Origin of the sequence: Moraxella sp. FZLJ2109 (assembly GCF_024296965.1) — a bacterium.
GTDB lineage: Bacteria > Pseudomonadota > Gammaproteobacteria > Pseudomonadales > Moraxellaceae > Moraxella.
In genome coordinates this window covers 744,141-756,332 of sequence record NZ_CP101112.1, presented here as the reverse complement: position 1 = coordinate 756,332, position 12,192 = coordinate 744,141, and the positions used below count along the sequence as shown (strand labels likewise).

General features: G+C 44.5%; 7 protein-coding genes. 5 read left to right on the top strand and 2 right to left on the bottom strand.

Translation table 11 applies throughout. The features are described 5' to 3' along the window. Positions 1–26: 26 nt before the first annotated feature. The 5 genes from lpdA (at position 27) to NKU06_RS03495 (ending at position 10,354) form a co-directional block, all read left to right on the top strand. A complete protein-coding gene (lpdA, locus tag NKU06_RS03515; RefSeq protein WP_254728801.1) occupies positions 27–1,475 on the top strand; it encodes a dihydrolipoyl dehydrogenase in 1,449 nt (482 codons plus the stop codon). A gap of 121 nt (positions 1,476–1,596) precedes the next feature. Further along, a complete protein-coding gene (locus NKU06_RS03510) occupies positions 1,597–2,580 on the top strand; it encodes a YafY family protein (protein ID WP_254728800.1) in 984 nt (327 codons plus the stop codon). Positions 2,581–2,640: 60 nt separating this feature from the next. Next, entirely contained in the window at positions 2,641–3,999 is a 1,359-nt protein-coding gene (locus NKU06_RS03505; RefSeq protein WP_254728799.1) for a DUF262 domain-containing protein, read from the top strand. A 2-nt stretch (positions 4,000–4,001) separates the two neighbouring features. After that, positions 4,002–5,981 carry a DUF262 domain-containing protein gene (locus tag NKU06_RS03500; protein ID WP_254728798.1) on the top strand — a complete coding sequence of 660 codons (1,980 nt, stop codon included), beginning with the start codon at positions 4,002–4,004 and terminating at the stop codon, positions 5,979–5,981. A gap of 605 nt (positions 5,982–6,586) precedes the next feature. Beyond that, positions 6,587–10,354 (top strand): YadA-like family protein, encoded by a 3,768-nt coding sequence (locus NKU06_RS03495; protein ID WP_254728797.1) that lies wholly within the window; start codon positions 6,587–6,589, stop codon positions 10,352–10,354. Between the two features lie 68 nt (positions 10,355–10,422). Here the strand turns inward: NKU06_RS03495 and NKU06_RS03490 are convergent. Further along, a protein-coding gene (locus NKU06_RS03490) for an IS3 family transposase (RefSeq protein ID WP_254728775.1) occupies positions 10,423–11,876 on the bottom strand; the annotation gives its coding sequence in 2 pieces (ribosomal slippage) (positions 10,423–11,366 and positions 11,366–11,876; 1,455 coding nt in all). 75 nt (positions 11,877–11,951) lie between these two features. Further along, on the bottom strand, positions 11,952–12,185 hold the full coding sequence (locus NKU06_RS03485) for a YheV family putative metal-binding protein (RefSeq protein WP_253222903.1): 234 nt from the start codon (positions 12,183–12,185) through the stop codon (positions 11,952–11,954). Positions 12,186–12,192: the final 7 nt, after the last annotated feature.

Below are 12,192 nucleotides of genomic sequence, written 5' to 3'. Positions count from 1 at the left end.
TATAAATCGATAATAAAGAGTGTGTTATGAAACAATCATATGATCTAGTCGTCATCGGCGGTGGCCCAGGTGGCTATGAAGCGGCAATCCGTGGTGCACAGCTTGGCTTTAGCGTCGCGTGTATCGAAAAGCGTGTACACAAAGGCGAACCAGCACTTGGTGGTACTTGCTTGAATGTCGGCTGTATCCCATCAAAAGCATTGCTTGACAGCTCACATCGCTATGAAGCAACCAAGCATGAGCTGGCTGAACACGGCATCACCACAGGCGAGGTGAATATCGATATCGCTAAGATGCTTGAGCGTAAAGATGCCATCGTCAAAGGCCTAACTGCTGGTGTGGCAGGCCTACTAAAAGGCAATGGCGTGGACTGGCTACAAGGCTGGGGTACGCTGGTTGATGGTAAATCAGCTGAAAAACAAGTGAAATTCACTTCACTAGAAGGCGAAGAGTCTGCCATCACTGCTAAGTATGTCATCCTAGCGGCAGGTTCTGTGCCAATCGAAATCCCAGTTGCTAAGACTGACGGCGAGTACATCGTTGATTCAACTGGCGCACTAGAGTTCGCTGAAGTGCCAAAACGCCTAGGCGTAATCGGTGCAGGCGTAATCGGTCTTGAGCTTGGTTCTGTATGGCGTCGCCTAGGTGCTGAAGTCGTCGTTTATGAAGCGATGCCTGAGTTCTTGGCAGTGGCTGATAAAGAAATCTCAAAAGAAGCAGCTAAGCTACTGAAAAAACAAGGTCTAGACATCCGTGTCGATACCAAAGTGACCAATGCAGAAGTGGTCAATGGCGAAGTGGTTGTAACCACTGATGTTAAAGGCGAAGTAAAAACCGAAACCTTTGATAAACTAATCGTCTGCGTCGGCCGTCGTGCTTATAGCGAAAAACTACTTGCCGAAGGCTGTGGCATCGAGCTGACTGAGCGTGGCTTGGTAGCAGTAGATGATCAGTGCAAAACCAACCTAGACGGCGTCTATGCCATCGGTGACCTAGTGCGTGGCCCAATGCTTGCGCACAAAGCGATGGAAGAAGGAATGATGGCAGTTGAGCGTATCCACGGCGAAAAAGCGCAAGTGAACTACGACACCATCATCAGCGTCATCTACACACATCCAGAAATCGCATGGGTGGGTCTGACCGAAGAAGCTGCCATCGCCAAAGGTCATGAAGTCAAAACTGGTACATTTAGCCTGGCAGCTAACGGCCGTGCACTAGCACAAGGCGAAGGCATGGGCTTGGTCAAAGTCGTGGCAGATGCCAAAACTGACCGCCTACTAGGTATGCACATGGTCGGCGTGGGTGCAGGTGACATCGTCCACCAAGGCATGATTGCGATGGAATTTGTATCTAGCATTGAAGATCTACAGTTGATGACTTTTGCTCACCCAACTGTCTCTGAAGCGGTGCATGAAGCGGCACTATCTGCTGATGGCCGTGCAATCCACGCTATCCAACGCAAAAAACGCAAGTAATCAATAAACTGATTGATTTAACTTACGTTTGATACGCCCCAAAAGTTTTGCGCTTTTGGGGTGTTTTTTGTGGCAAAATAACACAAAAACTAGCACCCATCGATGACAGGAGTATCGATAGATGGCGACAAAAGCACGCAAATCCAATAAGCAAGGGGCGGTTTACCTGCTTGAAATGCTTAAGAAAATTCCCAAACAGCCCAAAAGCATCAGCAGTAGCGAGCTACATCATGCACTGACGGCACAGGGCTACACACTTAGCCTGCGTACGCTGCAGCGGGATCTACAGTCATTGTGCGATGCATTTGGGATTATTTGTGATGATCGTCAGACGCCTTATCGTTATCAGTGGTCGGCGCAGTCTTCTGGCGTGAGCATTTCGCAGATGAATGACCAAGAAGCTCTGTTGTTGCAGTTGGCATATCAGCATCTGAAGCATTTTTTGCCAAATTCTGCCAAGACATCATTGGAGTCGCTCTTTATGCAAGCAGGCTATGAGCTGTATCATCGGGATGCGACCGATGATCATGCCAAAGCATGGATGAAAAAAGTTGCCATTGCACCGATGGCTCAGCCATTATTGCCCCCTGTGATTTTGCCTGAAGTGCTCGATGCCATCAGCACAGCCCTGTATGACAATCGATATTTGACCATCAAATATGCCAATCAAACTCAGCGTCGCCACAATCTTAGCAGTGAATACAGCATAAAGCCTTTGGCGCTCGTGCAACAAGGGAGCAACCTGTATCTGGTCGCACAGTTTGATGGCTTTGATGATATTCGTCATTTGGCACTGCATCGCTGTCAGGCGGCAGCTGTGTCGTCGCTGACATTTGAGTATCCGAGTGGGTTTGATTTATCGGATTATATCAATCAGCAGGCGGGTTTTGGTTTTGGGCGAAAGCGGATTTGCCTTGAGTTTTGTATTGATGCAATTGAAGGATTTCATCTGACCGAGACGCCATTATCAGCCGATCAAGTGATACAGGCGCATGATGGCTATTATCATGTCCGTGCAACCGTGATGGATAGCGATATGCTAGATCGCTGGCTCAATGGCTTTGGCGAGAGTGTGTGGCAGGTGAAAAAGACGGTGGTGGTGTGATGTGCGACACAGATTGTCGCCAAATCGTGTTATCATGATAAAAAATAGCAGGAGAGTATTATGAGTACGACAGGTTCAGATCCAAAATTGGATGTCTATAAGATTGATAAAGTGTACGAACAAGGTCTATCCATCCCTAATTATCAGCGGCCGTATAAATGGAGCATGGAGAATGTGCGGCAGCTACTTGACGACCTAAATCATCATTGTATCAATCAACTAAACAGCACCTATCGTCTGGGTACTTTAGTGATTCACAAAGATAAAGATAAATGTGATATCGTTGATGGTCAGCAGCGCTTGGTGACTTTGGCGTTGATTTTGCATCATTTGGATAATAATGATGAAAGTGTTGAGAAATTTTTGGGTAACAAATTCGCCCACCCAATCAGCCAATATAATATCAACCATAATTATCAACTGATTAAGCAGTACCTAGGCGCATTGGATGACAACAGTAAAACAAGCTTGCGGGAATTTATCCAAAAGCAGTGTGAGTTTGTTTGGATTGAGCTGACCAATCAAAGTGAAGCGTTTCAGTTTTTTGATTCACAAAATGCTCGTGGCAAAAGTCTTGCACCGTATGATTTGCTCAAAGCGTATCATCTGCGTGCCATCCCATCTGATCATCCAAATAAGCTTGACTATGTCATGCGTTGGGAGCGAGCTGTTGATGGCAAGCCAAGCCTGGATCAAGTCATTAGCGAAACATTGTTTAGCTTGCGTCAGTGGTCAAAATCTCGTCGGGCAGATGAGTTTACGGCCAAGCAGCTGTCTGTATTTAAAGGCGTAACGCTTGATGCGCCTTATCCCTATCTCAATGCTGTGCGTGCCAATTTGGCATTATACCAAGAGCACCAAGCAAATCCATGGCGTATGGTACAGCCATCGCCATCGCCGTTTCAGACCACGCAGCCATTGATTGATGGTGAGTTGTTTTTTATGTATATCGATCATTATGTGCAGATGTATCATCGGTTGTTTGATAAAGATCAAGGCGTGTTAAATGGCTATTTTTTACCCTATGGTGCTCGTGATGCTAGCTCAGATAAAGTCAGCTACTTGGATGCGATGAACTATAAGGGTGCGCATCGTGCAGGCGATGGCTATTTACGCATCTTATTTTATGCGATGGTCTTGATGTATTATGATAAATTTGCAACGCATGGCTTGGATGTGGCGTTATCTCGGATTTTTTATTGGGTGTTTCGAGTGCGTCTGGAGCAAGACCGCATTGATTGGGGTACGATTGAAAAAATCGTCGCTGAGCGTGATGACTTGTTCGATGTGTTGTTGTACGCCATCCATCCTAAGCAAATTGCCAATTTTGTCGTGACACCTTTATCCAAGTCTAATGGTAAGTCCAACAAATTGGCAGAATATCTATCAGTACCAGAGCCATCATCACAAGGGGAGTAGTAATGAGCGAAGCAGTCAAATTATTAACAATCAAGGATCTATTAAGCCAAGATCAATATCTAATCCCTGTCTATCAGCGCAACTATGCATGGGGTAGCGATGAGATTGGGCAGTTGGTTTGGGATTTGTATAAAGCTTTTGAGCAGGATAAGAATAAGGCTTATTATCTTGGCACTTTGGTGGTGTATCAGCGAGCTGATGGCAAGTATGAAGTCATTGATGGTCAGCAGCGCTTGACGACTTTGCATATTTTGAATCAGTGCTTGTCCAAGTTTGATGGCAGTTGTACATTGCGTGAAGTTCAGTGGGGTGAGAAATCGATGACCAACCTTGACTTTGAATCTCGTCCAGAGTCCAAGGCGCAAATCGATGATCCAAAGATAGCGATAAAAACCGATAGCAGTATCGCTTGTGGCTTTGATGAAATGTGGCAGGCATTGATGAATCTTAAAAATTTGAATGGCATAAAATCCGAAGGTGATAAGCTATTGATTGATTCATTTAAAAAATTTATCAATGAACAAGTAAAAATCTGCCGCACCATCGTGCCTGAAGATACAGATTTGAACCATTATTTTGAAATCATGAACACACGCGGCGAACAGCTTGAAAAGCATGAAATCATCAAGGCGCAGTTGATGGGTAAATTAGACCAAAAAGACCAAAAAGACCAAAAAGACCAAAAAGCATTTGCGATGATTTGGGATGCCTGTTCGGATATGAGTCGCTTTGCGGTATCGGGCTTGCCGACCAATATGCGAGAGAAATACTTCAAACAAAACTTTATTGATAAACAATGCAGCTTAGAATTTGATGAATTTAAAGATTTATTAACACAGGCAAATAAAAATCAGCAGAATCAATCGAATGCTGCAATGTCAATACTAGATTTGATTGATCCAGAGCAAAACCCATCCATCGAAAAACCCAAAGATGATAATCATGCCGATGATGGCAAATACCAATCGGTGATTGATTTTCCAAACTTTTTATTGCATGTGCTAAAAGTGCGAGAAACGGTAACGGACGAAAAAGAAAAAATCAGCTTGGATGATGAGTCTTTGCTGACAGCGTTTGAATCTTTGAAGGATGCAGAAGCAGTGAAGCGATTTGCGATGGATTTGTTAAAATGCCGTTTGTTGTTTGATTATTATGTCATCAAACAGGATAATCGCAAGGCAAGTGACGGGACGGAGGTTAAATGGGCGATTTTACAGCCTGAGCTGAGTAAGAATAAGAGTATCTATGCCAAAAATACTTTTCAAACCAACAAGGAGGAGTCTGAATTTAACGAGCATCTGGTGATGGTGCAGGCGATGTTTCATGTGTCGCATCCGAGCCGTATTTATAAAACTTGGCTACAGGATGTTTTGGCGTATTTGTGGAAGAATCATGATCAGACTAAAGATGAAGATTTTGATAAGAAGTTTCTTAATAAACTGCATTGTTTAGCACATGGCTATTACCAAAAACAAAAACAGCAGGGCAAACTAAGCTACCCTAATGTGTCTTATTTTATGCTCAATTATGTTGATTATCGTTTGTGGTATCAGTGGAAAGAAGAGCGTACAGAGTTTTTTGGTCAGTATGTAGAGAGTCAAAACAAAGATGCCGAAAAATTAAAAGCAGCTTTTGCTAAGTTTGTCTTTATGCATCGCTCATCGATTGAACATTGTTATCCACGCCATCCAGAAGATAAATCCAATCGAAAAACAGGTGATGATTTAATAGTACTGAATCAATTGGGCAATCTGTGTTTGGTAAGTCATAGCGAAAACTCACGATTATCCAATCTGATGCCTGATGCAAAATGCGGAAAAGTCATCGCACGGCTCAATAGTGGGCGTAGCACCCAAAGCCTAAGTCAGCTAATCATGCTAATGCATGAAACATGGGATATAAATGCGATTGAAAGTTATACAGACAAATTAGAAAAACTTGATCAAAAAATCAAATTGAACCCATTGCTCAATAATAAATAACCGCCATTGTGCGGTTATTTATTATGCACTCTCCTGTATGCGACACAAAATGTCGCACTATGTTGTTATACTGCCCTCAGTGCCTAGTAAAAAAGTGATTGTCTCACCAATAGCAAGTCTGCGCTTAATATGATCAGCATGTGCGATCTTGATGAAAAAACTTCATCTGTTGCAGCTGATTGGGTTTGTGATGTGAGCCAAAGGTAGCGATACGCTATTAAGCGTGGTTGTTATTTATAAGATTTACCTATAAATTACAGCGCATTTCAGGCATGAGATATTAATAAACTGATGCTCTGATTATACAGATATTCCGACATATTTATCAGAAAAAACATAGAATTAACCAAAGTATGATGGCTAAAACTTTAGACAAGGGCTGATTTATAAGTTATTTTTCTGATAATAGTGAAAATATCTGAAATAGTGACAGGTGGTGCCGATGGGTGTTTTTTTTATTCCAAAATTGCATAAAAATTATAATGATTTTTTAAGAAATTGGCTTTTACTTTAGACCAAATTATGGTTTAATTTAGTAAATTTAGAAACAATTAGCAGTAATTGGCAACAATTTTTATACATATCAGCTTCAATAGGATTTTGTGATGAATAAAGTATTTAAAGTGGTGTTCAATCGAACGACTCAACAATGGACAGTGACATCTGAGCTGGCTCGTGGTGCGGTCAAATCATCAAGCAGTGAAGTCAAAAAACCATCTTTAATAAAGGCGGTGAGTACGGCTACACTGGCGATGGTGGTGGCGTCTGCATCGGTGACTGCGGTGGCTTTTGATGATCTTGAGCTTGATTTTGAAATGACGGATGAGCAGTATCATAAAAATGTCGCCGCTCAGACAACGCCTACTGCGCCAAACACGACGCCTTCGCACACCGTTGAGATCGATGGTACTGTGCTGCCGCCAGCAACCAGTCCGACGCCTGTGCATGAAGTTGTGATCGATGGTGAGGTCTTGGCACCTGCACCAAAAACCGAACCGATGCCAAGCACACCTGTGACACCACCGACTTCTGGGCATAATGTGACGATCGATGCTGATCCAAATGAAGTGACAAATCCGACGCCAAACACGATGCTTGCGACGGTGGCTTATGTCGATGCACAAAATCAAGCGCAGGATGCAGCGATCGCAACCAAGGCTGATCAAGTTACGCTGGATGCGCTGAATGAAAAAGTCAGTCAAATGGATAAGGGCAAAGCAACCAAGCAATCGGTAGGTGCTGCGACAAAAAGTATCAGTGAAATTAAGACCCAATTAACCACCTTGTCTGAACAAGTGGATGCCAAAGCAGATGCCACAACTGTCACCACATTGGCAGAAAAAGTAGATACCAAAGCAAGCAAAGATGAAGTATCAGCAGCACTAACTCAAGCGGCTTCACATGCAGAAGGTTATGCGGATCGTAAAGATGCTGTTATCAAAACACTTGCAGATGCCGCTCAAACTACTGCTAATAAAGCACAACAAACTGCTGATGCAAACACTCAAGCAATTGCAACCAAAGCAGATGCTACCACTGTCACCACATTGGCAGAAAAAGTAGACACCAAAGCAAGCAAAGATGAAGTATCAGCAGCACTAACTCAAGCGGCTTCACATGCAGAAGGTTATGCGGATCGTAAAGATGCTGTTATCAAAACACTTGCAGATGCCGCTCAAACTACTGCTAATAAAGCACAACAAACTGCTGATGCAAACACTCAAGCAATTGCAACCAAAGCAGATGCTACCACTGTCACCACATTGGCAGAAAAAGTAGACACCAAAGCAAGCAAAGATGAAGTATCAGCAGCACTAACTCAAGCGGCTTCACATGCAGAAGGTTATGCGGATCGTAAAGATGCTGTTATCAAAACACTTGCAGATGCCGCTCAAACTACTGCTAATAAAGCACAACAAACTGCTGATGCAAACACTCAAGCAATTGCCACTAAAGCAGATGTTACCACCGTCACTGCTTTGTCTGACAAGGTAAACACTAAGGCAGACACTGAAACTGTTAATGCTTTATCTACAAAAGTAGACACCAAAGCAAGCAAAGATGAAGTATCAGCAGCACTGACTCAAGTGGCTTCACATGCAGAAGGTTATGCGGATCGTCAAGATGCCGTTATCAAAGCACTGGCAGATGCCGCTCAAACTACTGCTAATAAAGCACAACAAACTGCTGATGCAAACACTCGAGCAATTGCCACTAAAGCAGATGTTACCACCGTCACTGCTTTGTCTGACAAGGTAAACACCAAAGCAGACACTGAAACTGTTAATGCTTTATCTACAAAAGTAGACACCAAAGCTGACATCAGCTATGTCGATGCTCAAAACCAAGCGCAAGATGCTGTCATTGCCACCAAAGCAGATGCCACAACTGTCACTGCTTTATCTACAAAAGTAGATACCAAAGCCGATCAATCAGCTTTGAATGAACTTAGCCAAACTGTTGCTACCAAAGCAGATGCTACAACTGTCACTGCTTTGACAGAAACTGTGAACACTAAAGCTGACATCAGCTATGTCGATGCTCAAAACCAAGCGCAAGATGCTGTCATTGCTACCAAAGCAGATGCTATAACTGTTAATGCTTTATCTACAAAAGTAGACAGCAAAGCAAGCAAAGATGAAGTATCAGCGGCACTAACTCAAGTGGCTTCACACGCAGAAGGTTATGCGGATCGTGTTGTTCGTGATATGAAAGTGGATATTGACAAGGCTCAATCGGCTGCTGAAACTGCAGCAACAGCCGCCAAAGCTTCACAAGATGCGGCAGCTACTTCTGCGAACACTGCCAACACTTCAGCTGCCAATGCTGCTCAATCAGCGACAACTGCTGCAGAACAAGCCAAAACTGCAACTGCAGCCCAGGCTGCAGCTACCCAGTCTGCAAGCGATGCTCAAAACTCAGCCACTGCCGCACAGCAAGCACAAACTGCTGCCACTGTATCTGCGACAAAAGCAGCTGATTCAGCCCAAACTGCCCAAGTCGCTCAAGTTAAAGCAGTCGAACAAGCGGCCGCTGCTGAAAAATCAGCAACCGCTGCAACCGGCGCGCAAATCGCCGCCGCAACTTCAGCTGATAAAGCCCAGATCGCTCAATCGGCTGCTGAAACTGCAGCAACAGCCGCCAAAGCTTCACAAGATGCGGCAGCTACTTCTGCGAACACTGCCAACACTTCAGCTGCCAATGCTGCTCAATCAGCGACAACTGCTGCAGAACAAGCCAAAACTGCAACTGCAGCCCAGGCTGCAGCTACCCAGTCTGCAAGCGATGCTCAAAACTCAGCCACTGCCGCACAGCAAGCACAAACTGCTGCCACTGTATCTGCGACAAAAGCAGCTGATTCAGCCCAAACTGCCCAAGTCGCTCAAGTTAAAGCAGTCGAACAAGCGGTCGCTGCTGAAAAATCAGCAACCGCTGCAACCGGCGCGCAAATCGCCGCCGCAACTTCAGCTGATAAAGCCCAGATCGCTCAATCGGCTGCTGAAACTGCAGCAACAGCCGCCAAAGCTTCACAAGATGCGGCAGCTACTTCTGCGAACACTGCCAACACTTCAGCTGCCAATGCTGCTCAATCAGCGACAACTGCTGCAGAACAAGCCAAAACTGCAACTGCAGCCCAGGCTGCAGCTACCCAGTCTGCAAGCGATGCTCAAAACTCAGCCACTGCCGCACAGCAAGCACAAACTGCTGCCACTGAGCAAGCTGCCGCTGCCAAAGCGTCACAACAAGACGCATCTGCATCGGCCGCCATTGCCACCGAACAGGCAAGCATCGCCCAAACTGCCGCAACCGTTGCCACCGACTCAGCGCAGCAAGCCAAAATCTTGGTGGCAGACGCCCAACAACTGACCAGCGAAGTACGCACCACCGCAGCCAATGCAGAGCAGCTGGCCAATCAGGCGAATACCACCGCAGCCAGCGCTTTGGCCATCGCTGAAAATAAAGCCGATGCCGGTGTGGTGGCAGCTCTGGGTCAGCAGGTGGCTGCACACGGCACAGCGATCGAGACACTAAATACCCAAACGCTGCAACACACTCAAGCCATCAGCCGCTTGGATACCCAAGTCGGTGCGCTTGACAACAAAGTCACCGCACTGTCTGGCAGAATGGATGTGCTAGAAAAAGACTTTGAAAGCGGCATGGCGGCGAACGCAGCATTGAGCGGTCTGTTCCAACCTTATGGCATCGGCAGATTTAACGCAACTGCAGCGATCGGCGGCTATCAGTCACAGCAGGCCGTCGCCGTCGGCGCAGGCTACCGCTTTAATCAAAACTTTGCTACCAAAATGGGTGTTGCCACCAGCACCAATGGTGGCGGTACAGCCTATAATGTCGGCGTTAATTTTGAATGGTAATTCGCCATCATCAAAAAAACCGAGCCATCATGAACCGACCCCCAATTCTTAGACACTAAGATTAACGGTTAAGGTTTCATCAAGGACTGAGTTCTGTATTGTACAGGACTCAGTCCTTTTAATTTGCTCTTTATTCTATCATGGTTGTAGTAGTGAATGTACTCATCAATCACTTTTCTAAGCTCATCTGGTGAAGTGAATTTAGTTTTCTCATAAAATATCTCTTCTTTTAATGTCCCAAAGAAACTCTCTATCACTGCATTATCCAAGCAGTTACCTTTTCTTGACATACTTTGGATAATGTCATTGTCTTTTAAGGTTTGTTGGTAATTGCTCATTTGATAATGCCAGCCTTGGTCAGAATGCAAGATGGGTTTGTCATCACCAGTTAGCGTTGTTATGGCTTTGTGTAGCATGTCTTGCACTAACTCATAAGTCGGTCTGTCTTTGATACTGTAGCTAATGATCTCACCATTATACAAATCAATGATGGGTGATAAATACAGCTTTTGCTCTTTGATACCGCCATCATAAGTTTTGCTTTGTATTTTAAACTCAGTGACATCTGTTGCCCATTTATGATTGGGCTTGTCTGCTTTAAAATCACGGTTTAAGACATTGGTAGCGATTTTGCCTACTCGTCCACGGTAAGTGCTGTGTTTGCTTCGCTTACGACGAATTACTGCTTTAAGCCCAAGCTCGTGCATTAGCCGTTGCACTTTTTTATGATTGATAACAAAGCCTAACTGCTTTAGTGCTAGGGTAATACGCCGATAGCCATATCTGCCTTTGTGAGCGTGGTAGATGTTTTGGATTTTATCTTTGATAACAGTGTCTTGCTCAGGTCTGCTTAATTGTTTTAGATGATAGTAAAAAGTACTTCTTGGTAAGTGTGACACGTTAAGCAAATCATCAATCAGATAGGTTTGCCTTAATTCTTGCACAATCATCACTTTTTCTTGGGTGATGATGCGTTGTGTTTTTGACGAATTAAGGCATCGAGCTTTTTTAGATAAGCATTCTCAGCTTCTAGATATTGAATGCGTCTGAGTAACTCGGCGTGTTCATTGGTTAGTGTTTTATCTGTCCTGTCCACCTTGGCTGTTTTAGCTACTTTGCTTGTTTTCGTTGCTTTGGCTACTTTATCTGATTTATTGGTTGATTTGCTCATAGGTCTTCTGCCTTTAGGTTTGGGAGTAAGTCCCATGATACCATGAGTTTGATAAGCTTTTAACCATTGAAAGAGCACACTTGGGCTACTGATGTTTAATTCAGTGGCAACTGTTGGCATAGATTTGCCAGAGAGTAATTGTAATACTGCTGTGTGTTTAAATGCTGGTGAATAACTGGCTTTGCTTGTTCTTGGGCGAATGCCATCAATCCCATGAGTTTGGTAGAGTCTCACCCAGTTTTGGATGATAGAGCTTTCTATGCCAAAAAATTTGGCTGTCTGATTGTAACTATGTCCTGTTAAATAATGTTGAATGACGGACAGTTTAAAGTCCATTGTGTATTTGGTCATAAAAACACCCCAAAGGCTGTCTAACTTTTGGGGTGCGGTTCACATCAGCTCGGTTTTTTTATTTATAAATACTTATTATTTAAACTTCACCACACCCACGCCATCGGCTTTGGCATTTTGTTCTTGGATGATGGTGGTCTCATCAGGGGTGGGGCGGCGTTCGCTATGACCACAGTCGATGCACTCGATGTATTCATCAAACTGTGGGGTGAATACCTGAATCTGCACGACGACATCGACTTTTTTGCACGATGGGCAAGCGACGCCAGCCAAGAACTGGCGTTTTGGGCGATTGGATTGATAACGCATCACGACA

Excerpts from the sequence above, each read along its gene's own strand:
- lpdA (WP_254728801.1), top strand. The coding sequence starts at position 27 with ATGAAACAATCATATGATCTAGTCGTCATCGGCGGTGGCCCAGGTGGC.
- NKU06_RS03485 (WP_253222903.1), bottom strand. The coding sequence starts at position 12,185 with ATGCGTTATCAATCCAATCGCCCAAAACGCCAGTTCTTGGCTGGCGTC.
- NKU06_RS03495 (WP_254728797.1), top strand. The coding sequence starts at position 6,587 with ATGAATAAAGTATTTAAAGTGGTGTTCAATCGAACGACTCAACAATGG.
- NKU06_RS03510 (WP_254728800.1), top strand. The coding sequence starts at position 1,597 with ATGGCGACAAAAGCACGCAAATCCAATAAGCAAGGGGCGGTTTACCTG.
- NKU06_RS03505 (WP_254728799.1), top strand. The coding sequence starts at position 2,641 with ATGAGTACGACAGGTTCAGATCCAAAATTGGATGTCTATAAGATTGAT.
- NKU06_RS03500 (WP_254728798.1), top strand. The coding sequence starts at position 4,002 with ATGAGCGAAGCAGTCAAATTATTAACAATCAAGGATCTATTAAGCCAA.